The organism is Shewanella sp. ENK2, assembly GCF_043568515.1.
Lineage (GTDB): Bacteria > Pseudomonadota > Gammaproteobacteria > Enterobacterales > Shewanellaceae > Shewanella > Shewanella japonica.
The window spans coordinates 1,972,279-1,988,531 of sequence record NZ_CP171406.1 but is presented as its reverse complement, the minus strand read 5'-3'; the positions used below and the strand labels follow the sequence as shown (position 1 = coordinate 1,988,531).

The following is a 16,253-nucleotide window of genomic DNA, read 5'->3' as shown; positions in this document are numbered from 1 at the left end:
TGATGGCCTCAACTTTCGTGATATCTAGCATATTACATTAGATCACGATATTTCGTTACATAAATGGGCTCTATTTCAAAAGATAGCTCGATAGATACAGTTGTTGACCGATTTTCACTATCAAATATCGTTCATCAGCCTGCATCTTGCTACAATAAGGCATCTGTATTTAGGCGATCACCATCAGCATGCAAATCTCTTCCACATTTAAACTATGGCTATTTATCGCCATGGGTTTGATTTGTTTAACACCCATAATTTCTTCTCCTATCGCCTTGCTGATGGGCTTTACATTGGCGAGTTTAGGTATGGTACCGACTCATATCGACTTAAATAAGCTCACTAAAAAACTATTGGCATACTCAATTGTTGGTTTAGGTTTCGGAATCAACTTACCTGAAGCAATTGCTGCAAGTAGCAACAATTTAGGGCTAATTGTCGGTTCGATATTTTTAACCTTAGTGTTAGGTTTTGGATTAACGATACTATTGAAACTTGATAATAAAACGGGTCATTTAATCAGTTGCGGCACCGCAATTTGTGGCGGTAGCGCTATTGCCGCCGTTGCACCAGCAATCAATGCTAAGAACGATCAAATTGCGGTATCGCTTGCCTGCATTTTCTTATTAAACTCAGCCGCGTTATTCTTATTTCCGACAATTGGTCATGCATTATCATTAAGCCAATATGACTTTGGTGTGTGGAGTGCGATTGCGATTCACGATACCTCGTCCGTTGTGGGCGCTGCGTCAGCTTACGGTGACGAAGCTTTAAAAACGGCCACCACAATTAAACTGGCTCGTGCACTGTGGATTATTCCTATTGCACTGCTCAGCGCGATTATCTTCGGTGGCGACAAGTCAAAAATATCTATTCCATATTTTATTGGCTTTTATTGTCTCGCCATAGTTACGGCCTATTTATTTCCTCAGGGGCAAGCTGTTTATCAGGTGCTCTTTAGCGTTTCTAAGCAATTACTTATCGTGTGCTTATTTTTAATTGGTGCAGGTATCACCGTCAGTAAAATGCGAGCGAATGGGCCTAAGCCACTGTTATTGGGCGTGCTATTGTGGATTGCAATTGGTGGAATATCGTTGGGAGTCATTCTCTGGCAGAGTTAATCGCTTTTTAGTTGTTCATTGAAAAGTAAATTAAGTTAGGCTAGTTAAATTGGTCTCTTCAGCACTAAAGCCGACTATTGCTGACAACAAATATTAATCACTCTTCTTCGTTTATCTCTTGCTGTATATAAGGTTTTGCCAAAGCCAGGGCGATTAACCCACCAAAAGCTAATAACTCAATTACCGCACGAGTAAGCCCAGAGGTTTGCACAGATGCCACTACCGCAATAATGCAAAGGCATATTATCGCAACAGCTTTAAAGGTCTTACTTTGTATCAAGGACATCATCATGGTCTCCAATTAAGTAGACCATTATCTAAATCCCAGTATTTCGCTGCCAATATCAAATATTACTATGTTATTCACATAATGACTTTTGCCCACTGTTACCAGGCTAGATAACGCATTAAGTCTTTTTGTCTGTGGCTATCCAAGCTGACACAAGCCTATGACTTACAATAGAAAACACGCAATAAGCTGTAAAATAATAAAAACCAATTTCGAATGAAGCTGTGGTTTTTAACATCTCTCCCATTCCAGCGGAGGCATTTCCAGCCATGTAGACAATAATTAATGCCACAACAAAAACATCAGCCATCGACCATTTACCAATTGCACTGATAAACCGGTTCACCGCTGACTGATACCTTGCCGTAGCAGGAATACACATCGTCAACAGCAGTAATAATTTAGTGGCAGGAATGACCACACTAAATAAGCCAACTAGCCCAGCCACCAGCACGTTATTAGATAGGTAAAGTTCTTTCACGGTATCAACAATGCTGCGGGTTTTGTAAAACACCTCCACTTCGCCTTCGAGGTTATCAAAACCAAACATACTCACCGCCATGTCGAGCATGCTGCGGGCATTACCACGTGCTCCTTCAGATAAACTCTCGGTAAACATCGTCACGCCAGTTTCTACCAATTCAGCTTTCTCAATACTGCCTTGTATCGTCAAAATGGGTTGAGTGACTCCAGGGATCAGTAAAGCCAATGACAATATAATGACCAATGAGCTAAATAAGGGTTTCATAGGTACTCCAAGTAAATATCACAGCCAATCACATCAAATGAGGGAAAAATAGTACGTTAAACGCCATAAAATAACGGATCGCAACATTAAGTCCAGTGGCGACACCGCACTTTACAAAGTCGTATCCTGTTTAGGAAAGGTAATTAGTAGAAAGGACTTGGATCAACATCAAGTGAACGTGGTGAAATACCTCGTTCAATATGTAAATCTGACTTTTTCAAATCCACAAAGGTCACTTCGGTATAGCGTCGATGTTTTAATGAATAAAAACACTTAACGACAGGGTTTAACGCATCCCGCCCTTTTGACTCCCAGACAATGCCAACCCGCTCATCAGATAACTGAACTAAAGAACCTACAGGGTAAATGCCTACACAACGAATGAACTCGTAAACTAATGTTTGGTCTAGATGAAAAGGCGTCAAACTCATTAAAATTTTAAACGCTGCCGCTGGGCTCATCGCCTCTTTGTAACAACGAGTAGCCGTTAACGCATCAAAAATATCCACAATACAACTCATGCGGCCATGTTGAGGAATTTCATCACCTTTAAGGCCTTTAGGGTAACCCTTGCCATCTAGCTTTTCATGATGCATCAAGCACACATCTTTGCTCACCTGCGAAAGGCCAACGGTTTCATTCATGATATCAATTGCATAGGTTTGATGCTTTTTGATTTCTTCGAACTCTGCTTCGGTCAATTTCCCAGGTTTATGCAAGATTTTATTATCAACTTGAATTTTGCCTATATCGTGCAAAATGCCGCCGATAGCCATTTCTTTCAACAATGACTTATCTAAGTTCAAGTGTTTACCGAAAGTCACCAGTAAAAATGCGACATTCACTGAATGCTCCAGTAAGTAAGCATCTTTAGTTCTAAGCGCTGACACACATTTAAGAGCATCGGCATCATCCATCACCGATTCAATCATGTTATCGGCAATGTCTTCAAAGGGGGCAACTTCAACCGCTTTGCCTTCATAGGTTTCTGAAAGCACTTTGCGAACAAGGGTCTTTGCTTCGGTCAGGATATTTTTAGCTTGCGCTTGTTTGGTAGCTCTGGTGATAACCGGTTTACGCGTCTTTAACGGAGCAGCCTTTTTCTTCAAGCCACAGCTATCCGATGAGCGCTCAACGTCTACCCACACACTTTTAATGCCGGCTTTTTCTAATTTCGCAATCGAATCTTTATGTTTTATCTGGCCAGCATTACTGATAGCCACTTTGCTCTCTTTGCGATCGATAGCAACGACAAACATCCCGAGCCCTAAACGGCTAACGGGAATACGGATAACGTCTTTAGATTCTTCAACGGAGGACATTAACGATTAACTCTCCAAACGACAACCAAAACACCGACAAGAATGATAATACTTATGATGAAATTCAGTGACAATGTAACAATGTTAATGACATTTTATCTTGTCTCGACTAAATACTCCAAATTAAATGTTATAATTTGTAACCCCCTTCAAATACAGTCGCTTAGCAGGCTACTCTTTTAAAAAAACGCAGATACTATGATTATATTAGCATTTCAGATCACAGCATGAGCGGCTTGGCATTGACAGTTTTTGAACCCTTCATTAACTTAAGGCATAATTTACTAAAACGAATACCTCTCTTTATCATTTCACCTGTTTGAGATATCAACCTTTGGAGTCTTTGTTGCCTAGCCAAATTTTTTCTGAGCAATTTAGCCAGTTAATCGAAAAGCTAAACGCTATGAAGTTGGCCGTTGCCAAAGAACCTATTGTGCAAATATCTGTCGAAGCGAAGTCGATCCCGTTACTGTCATGGTTGGGCGCACAAACCCAATATCCACGTATTTATTGGCACGGGCGAGAAAAGCAGGAAGAAATTGCCGCCATTGGCGCCTGTAAAGATTTCAAACAAGAGCAAGAGATTGATGATGAGTTACTCTCAAGCTTATACCAATCTCAACGAGGTAAAAGCAGCAATCAAGATATCCGCTATTATGGTGGCGTTGCATTTGATCGTACCGTAGAGTGCTGGCCAGACTTTGGCAGAACACGTTTTGTCTTACCGCGTATTGAGTTACGTCGTCACGGTACAATTGTAAAATTACTCATTAACTTAGATTTTGAAAACAACTCGCAAGTTGATGAGTGCGATGCCGCGATTGATGCGATTAAACAACTTCAACCAGCAAAGCCATTATCGCCACCCAATAAACTGCCCCTAATGGGCCGCAGTGATTTGCCAAACTATCAACGCTGGAAAGAACTTGTAGAGCAAGTCACTCATCCCAAGTTTAATCAAACGACACCCAAAGTCGTGTTATCTCGACAAACTCAGCTTGAGATTAATGATGCGGTCGATCCTTGGATGGTGTTGGCCTGTTGGCAAGGACGTAACCCGAATAGTTTTCAGTTTGGGTTTCAGTTTAGCCCAGATAGAACGTTTATCTCTTGTTCTCCTGAACGCTTGTACTTACGCAGGCAAAAAGAATTATTTACTGAAGCACTAGCTGGCACAACTGTGCGTGGGCTCAATCAGGAAGAAGATGATTTTCTGGCTAAGCAATTACTCGAAGACACCAAAAACAGTTATGAGAACCAATTAGTCAGGCAGCAAATTGTTGATGTTCTTACGCCACTCAGTAACTACATTGGCGCAGACGAATCAGCTAAAATTTTTAAACTGACTCATATTCAGCATTTACACCGCTCTATTCGTGCTGAATTAAAAGCGGGCGTCAATGATTTTCAGCTGCTGCAAGGCTTACACCCAACACCAGCTGTCGGCGGACTGCCAAAACAGTCAGCACTAAGCTTTATTCGTCAACGTGAAGGGTATAACCGTGGATGGTACGCTGGTGCTTGCGGTTATCTCAACAAATACGAAAGTGAATTTTCCGTGGCGATACGCAGTGCATTAATTGAACCTGGGCGCATTAATTTGTTTGCAGGAGCAGGCATTGTTGCTGGCTCAGATCCCTTAGCTGAGTGGCAAGAACTAGAAAATAAACTCGCGACTATTTTATCCATATTAGTGGAGCTCTAACTTCCCATATCATCGCTGACATTTACTTTTGTTGTTGCCAATTCATTTAGGCTAACTCCATTTTATGAACTTGAGAGTTGCATCTTATTTTTCGATCACTATAATGCGTCCTCCTTGGCAACAGCCGATAGGCTATGATTAAGCCAGTTTATGGCATATCACTAATCAGCTTTCTAACAATACAATAATACTGCCATCCTTAATTCAATACGGGTTCCCTCACCCCGTCTAACCCAATAAAAAGGCTACAAGATGTTAAAACTATCTCAGGCGCAATGTCGCCGTGCACTGATGTTTCTAGTCAGTTTTCATATCATCATTATTTGCGCAAGCAACTACTTGGTGCAGCTTCCGTTTCAAATATTTGGTTACCATACAACTTGGGGCGCATTTAGCTTTCCTTTTGTATACCTAGCAACCGACCTAACGGTACGTATATTTGGCCAGAAAGCCGCGCGGAGTATTATTTTTAAAGCGATGCTACCTGCGTTGCTGATTTCCTATGTGATGGGAGTTATCTTTCATCAAGGCGCATTTCAGGGCGCTGCATCATTAGTTGAGTGGAATCAATTTGTGTTCCGAATTGCTTTTGCAAGCTTTGTGGCCTATCTCGTAGGACAACTCATGGACATCACAGTATTTGCTCAATTACGTAAAGCAAAAGCGTGGTGGATAGCACCAGCATCCTCGACCCTTTTTGGTAACCTCGTTGATACTATCGTCTTTTTCAGCGTCGCCTTTTACGCTTCAACCGACGCATTTATGGCTCAACATTGGCCTGAAATTGCGATGGTCGATTATGGCTTCAAGTTAATCGTTAGCTTAGGGCTATTTTTGCCTGCTTATGGTGTTTTGTTAAAAGTGCTGAGTGATAAACTTATCGAGACACCGGCAGAAAATTTGATTTTGACTAACGAAACTAAGTCGTAAACATCACTTAGCTGTCGATTAATTGATCAATGCGGCATTTTTCAATCAATCCTGCCCGCCAACTGGTACGATGAGATATAATAATCCAGTGTTTATTCGCTGCTAACCAAGATTCAAAAAGACTTTCACAGTTTTCAATCATTTGCTAATACATCGCAAAAGATAAATTGAAAGCACGTGAAGGTCTCTTTAATAAAAAGTCTACTCACCTTGAAGTAACTTGCTGTATTAAGGTTCTCAGCCCTGCGGAAGATAAAATGTTAAATATCCAAATCGAAGCTTATACAGAGCTTTCAGCTGAAGTGTCAGAAAAACTGGCTTTATTAACGTCTCGTATTAGTGAGCTCGATCGCACTCAAAGTGCCGAGTCGCTTGTTGAACGCATAGGTGATAAGCCTAGTTTAATTCTATTTGCTTATGTTGAAGGCGAATTAGCGGGCTTTAAATTAGGTTATCAGTCTGAAGAAGATTGCTTTTATAGCTGGCTAGGTGGTGTTGATGCAGATTTTCGTCAACTTGGTTTAGCAAAGTCTATGCTTGAATATCAAGAAAAATGGGCAAAAGCACAAGGCTATACTCGCCTAGAAGTGAAAACCCGTAATCAGTTTCAAGCCATGCTAAATATGTTGGTAGCTAATCAGTACCAAATTACGCAAGTTGAAAGCCACCCTAGCATCGACAAAAACAAACTTCACCTTCAAAAAGTGCTATAAAACAAACATTTGAACAAAGAGTTATGTTCCCTATTGTTAGTGCTAACCGGTTAACGATTATGGTTAGCGCCTAATGTAGACATATATTTGGAAAAAAATTGAGCAATTACCTTGTAAACGCAAATGATAATGATTATTATTAACTTGCGTTCCAAAACTCAGTTATCAACATTAATAGCTTCATCTCCTATTAACCTAACTGAGTCTGCAAGCACAACATTGCTCCAACACTCTTTTAGCCAGGCTCATCACCTGGCTTTTTCTTGCCTGCAATTCACACAATGATTACCCCCCAATGTAAACACTATGTAAAGCCGATAACAAAATGTAATAAAAACTTGCTAACGATAATGAGAATGATTATTATTTATTTGCGTTCCAAAACTCAGTTATCAAATTAATAGCTTCATCTCCTATTAACTTTTCTGAGTATGCAAGCACGACATTGCTCCAACACTCTTTATAGCCAGGCTCATCACCTGGCTTTTCTTTGCCTGTTTTTCAGATACTGACAGCTCTAAAGCTTAAAATCACTCATTGTCCCCACACAAATACCTTTCAGTATTTTAGGCGCGAACTTCTTATGCTTATGTGTAAATCAAGGAAGTGAATGCCACTGTAACGGGCTGAATTTGCCATTGTAAAAAAACTGGATGTAAAGGGAATGTAAAGTAAGTGAAAAAGCCCAATTAATATTTGCAAACGATAATGAGAATGATTATTATTTATGTGCGTTCCAAAACTCAGTAATCAAATTAATAGCTTCATCTCCTATTAATCCCCTCTGAGTATGCAAGCACGACATTGCTCACACACTCTTTGTGGCCGGACTCATCATCCGGCTTTTTTTGTCTATTTTTTTCTCGTCTAAGTTAACGCTCAACTTTATCTATTATTGACGATAAATTCAGTCGACGTTATTTAGCCTTAATTAGTCATCTAATCGCTTAGTATCTCCAAAATGTAGCCCTTCATAAGGGTTATCACCTTGTTCTTCTTTAGCTTTGTGATACATACCAATGGTAAATACAGTTCCTTTACCTAAGGTCGACTTCACTTCAATTGTGCCGCCTATGCGCTTAATAATACCGTAGCTCAGTGACAAACCTAAACCAGTACCATCTTTGCGTGTGGTATAAAACGGATCAAAAATACGACTTAATCTTTCTGGCGCAATCCCGACACCTTCATCTTCCACTTCAACTTTTACACCCACGACTTGCCCTTGCTCAACCCAATCATTGGCTCTTATCCAAATGCGGCCTTTACTTTCAATTGCATGGGCTGCGTTGACCACTAGATTAATCAAGACTTGAATAACTTGAGGGCGATTGACTTGAACATCTGCAGTGGTATTAATCTCTTGAATCAACTCAACTTCTTGTTTTTCAATCGAGTGGCGAACCAATACTAATACTTCTTCAATCATGGATTGAACTTGATGCATTTCAAGCGGAGCGTTAAATTCACCTGGACGACTGTATTGCAACAAGCTTCGAATAATAGTGCTGATCCGTCCGACTTGCTGAATGACTAGCTCTATCTCTTCTTCAACCACATTCGCATTGGATCCAAGTTCATATTTCATTAGCTCCATATTGCCAAGGATCACCGCTGTTGGGTTATTAATCTCATGAGCAATACCAGCGGTTAACTCACCAAGAGCAGTTAATTTCTCATTGGTGACAAGTTGTTGACGAGTCTCATTGAGTAAAGCAACGTTACGTTGTAGCTCTTCTGTCTTGTCTTGTAAGCTGCGAGTACGTTCTTCTACTTTCACTTCTAATTGTTCTGCTGCGGCTTGAATTTGAAGATTACGTCTCTGCAGTAAATCCAGCATATGATCAAACTGCTCTGCCAAATTAGACAGTTCATTATCTCTGTCTAAGCCAAGTTCACCAATGCGAAGATCTCGACCAGACTGTACTGCTTTTACAACATGATGGATGCGCTCAATAGGCTCTAATAAACTGTTAGCACCTCGGTATACTAAAAAACCTGAGACTAAAAGCACTAACATTAATATCGTGCCGAGTTCGATAATATTGAGAATATAAGTATGAATAAAAGGAGCTTCAGAGAAGCCTGTGTAGATCATGCCAATTCGATTACCACGTACATCTTCTAACGGCGAATAACCAGAAATAAACCAGTCATTTAGTACAAATGCTCGGTCTACCCACGGCGTGCCTTCAACCAAGACTTTCTGTCGTACTTCATCAGATACCAGTGTCCCTAAAGCACGTGATTGCGCGGCTTGCTTAGTTGAAAACAAATCCATCGGCACATTGGTACTGACACGGGCATTATCTAAGAAAATCGTCACAGTACCAATCGAGCGCTCTGGCAGTGTACCTTGGTCGTACACTAAATCTCGAATATGATCGACAATAGCCGTATCACGATTAAATAATGTGGCCCCATCAAGGTACCAGCTCACTTGCCCATCTTGATCAACTATCGGTAATAATGTCCGGCTGAGCATGCCACGAGTCTCTTCTGACTTTTGCGGTTCTTGTGCTCGCAAAGTCGCAGACAAAGGTACTCTAGCAAGATCGGCTAAATTGGGGTCAAGCCGATCTAACCTTTTAGCAGATAACACCATTAGCCCAGAATAAGCCTGATTATTACTGATTTTGGGTAATAGCTGCCTCAAGTCCGGATCAGCATTGGCTTCTTCAATTCTAATGAGTCGCAATACATCTAGATCAAGAATCTTTTTTTGTTGTGCTAAATAGCCGTCAATTATCGCTATAGGCTCTTTGTCACCCTGCTGGATTCGTTTAAATGCTTGCTGAAAATCCCAAGATTGACTGACATTGTGCAACTGTATTTCTTGCTGCTTTTGCACTTGTTCTAAGGTGTTTATGGCAACGGTCAAGTCAGCCTTAACCTTCATAAACAACTGCTTACCTGTATAACTAATATTCCAATAAATCGTAATAAACACGAGGCTAATTAACGTCAGCAAAATAGGAAGCAAGGTTAGAATCAAAATACGATAACGCACCTTGGCTTGCATTTGCTGCCAACTAACACCGAAGAACTGACGAAAAACAGACACGATTTAGTCTTCCTTATCCGATTCGATTTCGAACCATTCTTTGTATTTTCGATCTAACGTTTTACGAGAAACCCCTAGATCACGTGCAGCAGCAGATTTATTGCCATTATGGGCATCAACCACACTCATGACATGCTGTTTTTCAACTTCTTTTAATGGCCAGCTTAGTGGATAACCCGCTTGAGTCACTACTTCTGTCTCTTGGGATTTTTTCCAATATTCTGCAGGCGGCTTGCCCAATAAAATGCATCGCTCAATCATATTACGTAATTCTCGAATATTACCTGGCCATTCATGTTGTTGCAGCACTAACAAATCTTCATGGCTCCATACAACTTCTTTTACGCCTAACTCACGTGCAAGTTGCCAAGTAAAATGATGCGTTAATTCAATGACATCTTCAGGGCGAGTGCGTAATGGAGGAATAAGAATATTAAGCACATTAAGGCGGTAATATAAGTCGCTACGGAAATTTCCTTCTGCCACTTCTTCGGATAATTTTCGGTTGGTTGCAGCCACAACTCTGACATCAATCGCCACTTCTTTTTCGCTGCCCACAGGGCGAATCGCTTTTTGCTCAAGCACACGTAGTAGTGCGGTTTGCATTTTCATTGGCATTTCACCAATTTCATCTAAGAAAATCGTTCCGCCGGTGGCAAAATTAAATAATCCTTCTCGATTACCTTTTGCTCCAGTAAAGGCTCCTGCGGTGTGACCAAAAAGCTCACTACCTAACAATTCTGGCGCAATAGCACCACAGTTAACGGGTACAAACGGGCCTGTACGTCCGCTAAGTTGATGTAATTGCCTTGCAACGAGCTCTTTACCTGTACCAGATTCACCTTCAATCAATACCACGGCATTGGTTGGCGCAACACGTTCAATAACTTGTTTCACCTCCATCATGGCGTCGCTATTACCAATCATAGTGGTTGAGTGGCCACTTGATAACTCACGACGTAACATGAAGTTTTCACGCTTTAATAAACGGCGCTCAATACAGCGGTCAACTGATGTCATCATTTGTTCTAAGTGAAACGGCTTCATGATGAAGTCGGATGCGCCAGCACGCAGTGCTTTTATCGCTACGTCCATATCAGCATAACCGGTCATAAAAATAATATCTGAACGGCGCTCTTTTTCATTGAGTGCTTCATGCCACTCAATACCTGAACGATCTGGTAAGCGAATATCAACAATTAATAAATCAAAATGGCCACGACTACGAAGCTTTTCAGCCTCTGCAATGGTAGAAGCGGTTTCAACTAATGCGAACTTCTTGGAAAGCGCCTTTTTTAAAAAACTGCGCATGCCTGGCTCATCGTCAACAATCAAAACAGATACCGCTGTCGGAAGTGGTTTTGAGTTTGATTCATTATTATTCATATGGCTTCTACTTTGGACATTTTGACTATATTAATCATTATCGTATCACTAAAAACCCATAAATAGGTCAGTTTGCCCTGCAGAATCCTCGTTTTGAGACAATTTGTCTATAAAACCGAAACTTGCGATGTGAGGGTGATCACAGTTTTATTTTAGTCGTGATCCATATTTTTTTTGTTACTTTTGGCATACCTCTTGCTCTGTGAGTTTTGTTACGGGCAACGTTGCCCGAGTTCATTAAAAACCATCAGCAACACAATCACGTTGTATAGCAGGTTACTTTTTTATCAAGGAGATAAAATGTTTAATTTAAAGTCAGGTTTAACTGCTTTTTTAGGTATGGCACTAATCAGTAGTGCAATGGTCAGTGATTCAGTTGAAGCGACAGAAACGATTAAGTTAGCAACCACAACCAGCACAGATAACTCAGGTTTATTACGCGCAATTTTACCGACATTTGAAGCTGAATCTGGTTACAAAGTACAAGTGATTGCGACCGGAACGGGCAAAGCATTAAAGCTTGCACGTCAAGGAGATGTAGACGTAGTCATGACTCACGCTCCAGCTGCGGAAGCAAAATTTATCAATGAAGGTTATGGCACAACCCCTCGTGGCATTATGGAAAATGACTTCGTAGTGCTTGGACCTAAAAATGATCCAGCCAAAATGAACGGCAGCAAAGATGTTGTTGAAGCGTTCAAAAAAGTAGCAGAAAGCAAGAGCACCTTTATCTCTCGTGGTGACAATTCAGGCACCAATATGAAAGAGCTCGCAATTTGGAAAGAAGCTGCTGTTACCCCAGATTTTTCAGGCTATACTTCAATTGGCCAAGGCATGGGCAAGACATTATTAATGGCTGATGAGAAACAAGCTTACACATTAACTGATCGTGGTACGTTTGTTGCTTATAAATCTAAATTAGATTTAGCAATCACTTTTGAAGGTGGCGCTGCATTAGCCAACCCTTATCAAATCATGCTAATTAGTGCAGAAAAATATCCTGATTTAAATCATCAAGGAGCAAAAGCTTTGAGCGACTGGTTTATTAGCCCTCAAGCACAACAGATGATTAATGATTTCAAAGTTCAGGGAGAACAATTGTTTAAGGCAACATATAAGTAATGAATGATGGCTGGTTAGCCCTAACGCAGCAAGCTTTTAGCTTGCTGCTTTCTTTAGACCCAGACGTATGGTCTATCATAAGTGTATCTTTTTCGGTTTCTTTTGCGGCATTAATCATTACATTAATCCCGTCAATCATGCTTGGCTTTCTGCTTGCATCATACCAATTTCCTGGTCGCTGGTTTGTCACTAACATAGTTCAAACTTTGCAATCAATTCCTACTGTTGTCATAGGCTTACTTGCTTACTTACTGCTAACTCGAAACGGTCCTTTGGGCGATTTACGCTGGTTGTTTACTCAACAAGGTATGATCCTCGGTCAGATGATGATTTGTGCGCCAGTACTGATTGCATTATCTCAAGCAGCCTTTAGCAGTATTGATAAACGTGCTTACGAAACCTCACGCACCTTAGGTGCATCTTGGTCTAGAGCTATTTGGACGGTTTGCCGCGAACTCCGCGTGCCATTATTATTGGCTGTGATTGCCGCATTTAGCCGTATTTTAACTGAGGTTGGTTGTTCGATGATGGTCGGTGGCAATATTCTGCATCATACTCGAAATATTCCCACTGCCATTGCGCTTGAAACCAGTAAGGGTGATTTTGCCCAAGCTATTGCACTAGGACTGGTTTTATTAATCTTGGCGATTGTGATTAATTTCGCTATCGGTTCATTGCGTGGTAAAGCCATGCCTAGGAGCCAATAATGACAGTCAAATTAGTTGCAAAAAATATACGTAAAAACTTTAAAGACAGACTGTTATTTGAATTTGAGCAACTCACATTTTGCCAAGGGGATGTTATTTACCTTCAAGGCGACAATGGCTCAGGCAAATCAACATTGATGAAATTGATTGCTGGCATTATTAAACCTAGCGCTGGCACTGTTACAGCTGAAGGTTTTGAGCCAACAAAATGGTGGCGCAAAAATTCATTGCTTGGCAAGGCGGTATACTTACATCAGCATGCTTATTTATTTGATGGTTCTGTAGAGTATAATATTCGTTATGCTTTACCAAAAAGTCAGTTATCACCTCAGCAACAACAAGAGCGAGTTGAGCAAGCAATTAACATGGCACAACTGGGCGCATTATTAAAAAGCGATGCAACTGATTTATCTGGCGGTGAGCGGCAACGTTTGGCAGTTGCTAGAGCCTGGATCACTCAGCCCAAATTGCTCATGCTCGACGAACCAATTTCCAATATGGACAAGCAATCGCAAAAATTAGTACTTGCGATGATAAATCAGCTCAAACAAGATGGTACAGGATTGCTAATTAGTAGCCATCAAACTTGCGGTTTAACAGCTTTATGCCAAAAACACTGGCATATATCAGAGCACAAAGTTGTTGAAAGTAACCATATACCTCGCTTTGAACAATCTCAGGAGTTTCACTATGTCAGTGCAAATTGATGCGGTGATTTTAGCTGGCGGTATGGCCAGAAGAATGGGCGGTATTGATAAAGGCTTAGTTGAACTTAGCGGTAAGCCAATGATTGCTCATACTATCGCTCGGGTTCAGCCACAAGTTGATCGTATAATGATTAATGCTAATCGCAGCCAAGCGCAATATGCTGAGTTAGGCTTTGATGTATTAAGCGATCAAGAAAGCGGTTATTTAGGCCCATTAGCCGGAATGGTCACAGCCATGAACAATACCGATGCTGACTTATTGCTAGTGGTGCCTTGTGATAGTCCGATGCTCCCGACTGATTTGTGTGAACGTATGTATGCATCGCTTAAAGAAGCCGATGCCGATATTGTGGTCGCCAGTGACGGTGAACATCATCAGCCAGTGGTTTTACTGCTCAAACCACACTTAAAAGATTCTATGCAGGCATTTTTAGATGCAGGCGATCGTAAAATTTTCCTTTGGTATGAACAACACAAGTATGTGGTCACCAGTTTCGCTGACCAACCAAATGCATTTGTGAATGTGAATACACTTGAACAAAAACTTGTCATCGAGAATGCCAAATAACCTGTGGCAACACAGCGAAAAGTCAACAATGAGGTCTTTATGAGTATACCGTTTTCCAATCCGCTTAATATTCCCGTTCTCGGATTCTGTGCCTATAGCGGCACCGGTAAAACCACCTTATTAAAACAACTTATTCCTGAGCTTAACCGCCGCGGGGTGCGTCTAGCGGTAATAAAACACGCCCACCATAATTTTGATGTCGATATTCCAGGTAAAGACAGCTACGAAATGCGCAAAGCAGGCGCTAAACAAATGTTGGTCGCTTCACATGTTCGTTGGGCGTTAATGACTGAAGATGCTGTTGAGGGCGATCCAAAACTACCGCATTTATTAGCGCAAATTGAAGCAGATAAAGTCGATATCGTTTTAGTTGAAGGCTTTAAAAAGCTCGAGCTACCAAAAATTGAATTACACCGCTCAGCGCACGGCAAGCCCCTTATTCATACTCATGATGACAACATTGTGGCTATTGCCTGTTGTGACGAAACTGAAACGCCAGCAGAGTTAACTCGTTTAGATTTAAATAATGTCGGCCAAATTGCTGACTTTGTAATTGAATACCAAACAAACTGGCAAGCACCAGACATTGAACTGCCGATACCTGCTGAAGCAACACCAGTATCAGACGAGCAAAAGTTCTTATCTGTTGCTCAAGGCTTAGAACAATTAATGGCGATGGTGAAGCCACTCACTGACAGTGAGCAAGTTGCGATAGATGATGCCGCTAACCGTGTACTGGCAAGCGATGCGATTTCTCCCGTAAACGTACCACAACAAACTAACTCGGCAATGGACGGTTATGCCTTTGCTTATAGTCAAGATAACAGCCCTGAACACCCAGTTGCACCACTTACATTAATGGGTGAAGTGCTGGCAGGCCACGAGTACCCAGGCACCTTAGCGGCAGGTGAAGCTGTGCGCATTATGACGGGGGCAACCGTACCCCAAGGCGCTGATACCGTTGAAGCTCGAGAATTAGTCGTCGAGCAAGATGGACAAGTACAGCTACAAGGGCCAGTTATTGCGGGGCAACATGTACGCTTAGCAGGTGAAGATATTGCTAAAGATGCCTTAGCATTAGCAAAAGGTCACCGCATACATGCCGCTGAACAGGGGTTATTAGCCTCATTGGGTTTAGCCACTGCCGATGTGGTCAAACAGCCTACTATTGCCGTATTTTCTACAGGCGATGAAGTCAGCCAACCAGGTGAGCCACTAAAAGCCAACTGCATTTATGACTCAAACCGCTACACCATCAAATCAATGGCGCAAAAGTTAGGTTGCCATGTCATTGATTTAGGCATTATCGAAGATAGCGAAGAAGCATTAACAACCGCATTGTCAAAGGCATCAGTTGATGCGGATATTGTTATCAGTTCAGGTGGCGTATCTGTAGGAAATGCAGATTATATTAAGACTGTCCTCGCGAAGATTGGCGAAATTAACTTCTGGCGTATTAACATGCGTCCAGGTCGCCCTCTCGCATTCGGAAAAGTGAATGAGAGTTTGTTCTTTGGTTTACCAGGTAACCCTGTGGCTGTAATGGTGTCATTTTTACAGTTTGTTCAACCTGCTATTCGAAAACTCGCTGGCGAAATCAATTATACACCACAGTATTTACCAGCTATTACCGATACTATGTTGCGCAGTAGAACAGGACGAACTGAATTTGTTCGTGGTCAGTATCATTTAAGCAATGATGGACGTTTACATGTTGCCTCGACTGGGGCGCAAGGTTCAGGGATGTTGAACTCAATGGTCAAAGCAAACTGTCTGATTGTTATCGGCGAAGCCGAAGATTCAGTTATGCCAGGCCAACAAGTCTACATTCAGCCTTTTGCTGAACTGTTATAACTAACCAAAAGATGTGC

14 protein-coding genes are annotated in these 16,253 nt (G+C 41.4%); 9 read left to right on the top strand and 5 right to left on the bottom strand.

The window, feature by feature from the left end:
• Positions 1–188: 188 nt before the first annotated feature.
• Positions 189–1,121: a YeiH family protein gene (locus ACGEDC_RS08855; RefSeq protein WP_394497722.1), complete on the top strand. Its 933-nt coding sequence runs from the start codon at positions 189–191 to the stop codon at positions 1,119–1,121.
• 97 nt (positions 1,122–1,218) lie between these two features.
• Here ACGEDC_RS08855 and ACGEDC_RS08850 read toward each other — a convergent pair whose 3' ends face one another.
• The 3 genes from ACGEDC_RS08850 to ACGEDC_RS08840 all read right to left on the bottom strand — a co-directional run bounded on the left by ACGEDC_RS08850 (position 1,219) and on the right by ACGEDC_RS08840 (position 3,480).
• Positions 1,219–1,413 carry a hypothetical protein gene (locus ACGEDC_RS08850; RefSeq protein ID WP_167692871.1) on the bottom strand — a complete coding sequence of 65 codons (195 nt, stop codon included), beginning with the start codon at positions 1,411–1,413 and terminating at the stop codon, positions 1,219–1,221.
• Between the two features lie 115 nt (positions 1,414–1,528).
• Positions 1,529–2,158: a paraquat-inducible protein A gene (locus tag ACGEDC_RS08845; protein ID WP_394497719.1), complete on the bottom strand. Its 630-nt coding sequence runs from the start codon at positions 2,156–2,158 to the stop codon at positions 1,529–1,531.
• Between the two features lie 143 nt (positions 2,159–2,301).
• The gene (locus tag ACGEDC_RS08840; RefSeq protein WP_394497717.1) at positions 2,302–3,480 is read right to left on the bottom strand and encodes an HD-GYP domain-containing protein; all 1,179 of its coding nucleotides are present in this window, start codon (positions 3,478–3,480) and stop codon (positions 2,302–2,304) included.
• 346 nt (positions 3,481–3,826) lie between these two features.
• On the opposite strand from ACGEDC_RS08840, the gene ACGEDC_RS08835 reads away from it, so the two are divergent.
• The 3 genes from ACGEDC_RS08835 to ACGEDC_RS08825 all read left to right on the top strand — a co-directional run bounded on the left by ACGEDC_RS08835 (position 3,827) and on the right by ACGEDC_RS08825 (position 6,828).
• Positions 3,827–5,185, top strand: a complete 1,359-nt coding sequence (locus ACGEDC_RS08835) for an isochorismate synthase (RefSeq protein ID WP_372038179.1) — start codon at positions 3,827–3,829, stop codon at positions 5,183–5,185.
• Positions 5,186–5,437: 252 nt separating this feature from the next.
• Positions 5,438–6,115, top strand: a complete 678-nt coding sequence (locus ACGEDC_RS08830; RefSeq protein ID WP_055025846.1) for a 7-cyano-7-deazaguanine/7-aminomethyl-7-deazaguanine transporter — start codon at positions 5,438–5,440, stop codon at positions 6,113–6,115.
• A gap of 257 nt (positions 6,116–6,372) precedes the next feature.
• Positions 6,373–6,828, top strand: a complete 456-nt coding sequence (locus ACGEDC_RS08825; protein ID WP_055025872.1) for a GNAT family N-acetyltransferase — start codon at positions 6,373–6,375, stop codon at positions 6,826–6,828.
• 931 nt (positions 6,829–7,759) lie between these two features.
• Here ACGEDC_RS08825 and ACGEDC_RS08820 read toward each other — a convergent pair.
• Positions 7,760–9,892 carry a sensor histidine kinase gene (locus ACGEDC_RS08820; RefSeq protein ID WP_055025845.1) on the bottom strand — a complete coding sequence of 711 codons (2,133 nt, stop codon included), beginning with the start codon at positions 9,890–9,892 and terminating at the stop codon, positions 7,760–7,762.
• Positions 9,893–9,895: 3 nt separating this feature from the next.
• Positions 9,896–11,278, bottom strand: a complete 1,383-nt coding sequence (locus tag ACGEDC_RS08815; protein WP_055025844.1) for a sigma-54-dependent transcriptional regulator — start codon at positions 11,276–11,278, stop codon at positions 9,896–9,898.
• A gap of 300 nt (positions 11,279–11,578) precedes the next feature.
• Here ACGEDC_RS08815 and ACGEDC_RS08810 point away from each other — a divergent pair, with 300 nt between their 5' ends.
• From ACGEDC_RS08810 to ACGEDC_RS08790, 5 genes are read left to right on the top strand one after another with little or no spacing between them, the layout of a single operon-like run.
• On the top strand, positions 11,579–12,400 hold the full coding sequence (locus ACGEDC_RS08810) for a substrate-binding domain-containing protein (RefSeq protein ID WP_055025843.1): 822 nt from the start codon (positions 11,579–11,581) through the stop codon (positions 12,398–12,400).
• A complete protein-coding gene (locus ACGEDC_RS08805; RefSeq protein ID WP_055025842.1) occupies positions 12,400–13,107 on the top strand; it encodes an ABC transporter permease in 708 nt (235 codons plus the stop codon). The genes ACGEDC_RS08810 and ACGEDC_RS08805 overlap by 1 nt, the downstream gene beginning before the upstream one ends.
• Positions 13,104–13,814, top strand: a complete 711-nt coding sequence (locus ACGEDC_RS08800) for an energy-coupling factor ABC transporter ATP-binding protein (protein ID WP_119968074.1) — start codon at positions 13,104–13,106, stop codon at positions 13,812–13,814. Before ACGEDC_RS08805 ends, ACGEDC_RS08800 begins: the two co-directional genes overlap by 4 nt.
• Positions 13,798–14,382 (top strand): molybdenum cofactor guanylyltransferase MobA, encoded by a 585-nt coding sequence (mobA, locus tag ACGEDC_RS08795; protein WP_055025840.1) that lies wholly within the window; start codon positions 13,798–13,800, stop codon positions 14,380–14,382. The genes ACGEDC_RS08800 and mobA overlap by 17 nt, the downstream gene beginning before the upstream one ends.
• Positions 14,383–14,421: 39 nt before the next feature.
• Entirely contained in the window at positions 14,422–16,236 is a 1,815-nt protein-coding gene (locus ACGEDC_RS08790) for a bifunctional molybdopterin-guanine dinucleotide biosynthesis adaptor protein MobB/molybdopterin molybdotransferase MoeA (protein ID WP_394497711.1), read from the top strand.
• Positions 16,237–16,253: the final 17 nt, after the last annotated feature.

Bases quoted from the DNA above. Each gene is read 5' to 3' on its own strand.
- ACGEDC_RS08815 (WP_055025844.1), bottom strand. From the start codon at position 11,278: ATGAATAATAATGAATCAAACTCAAAACCACTTCCGACAGCGGTATCT.
- ACGEDC_RS08850 (WP_167692871.1), bottom strand. From the start codon at position 1,413: ATGATGATGTCCTTGATACAAAGTAAGACCTTTAAAGCTGTTGCGATA.
- ACGEDC_RS08840 (WP_394497717.1), bottom strand. From the start codon at position 3,480: ATGTCCTCCGTTGAAGAATCTAAAGACGTTATCCGTATTCCCGTTAGC.
- mobA (WP_055025840.1), top strand. From the start codon at position 13,798: ATGTCAGTGCAAATTGATGCGGTGATTTTAGCTGGCGGTATGGCCAGA.
- ACGEDC_RS08855 (WP_394497722.1), top strand. From the start codon at position 189: ATGCAAATCTCTTCCACATTTAAACTATGGCTATTTATCGCCATGGGT.
- ACGEDC_RS08845 (WP_394497719.1), bottom strand. From the start codon at position 2,158: ATGAAACCCTTATTTAGCTCATTGGTCATTATATTGTCATTGGCTTTA.
- ACGEDC_RS08810 (WP_055025843.1), top strand. From the start codon at position 11,579: ATGTTTAATTTAAAGTCAGGTTTAACTGCTTTTTTAGGTATGGCACTA.
- ACGEDC_RS08790 (WP_394497711.1), top strand. From the start codon at position 14,422: ATGAGTATACCGTTTTCCAATCCGCTTAATATTCCCGTTCTCGGATTC.
- ACGEDC_RS08805 (WP_055025842.1), top strand. From the start codon at position 12,400: ATGAATGATGGCTGGTTAGCCCTAACGCAGCAAGCTTTTAGCTTGCTG.
- ACGEDC_RS08830 (WP_055025846.1), top strand. From the start codon at position 5,438: ATGTTAAAACTATCTCAGGCGCAATGTCGCCGTGCACTGATGTTTCTA.
- ACGEDC_RS08825 (WP_055025872.1), top strand. From the start codon at position 6,373: ATGTTAAATATCCAAATCGAAGCTTATACAGAGCTTTCAGCTGAAGTG.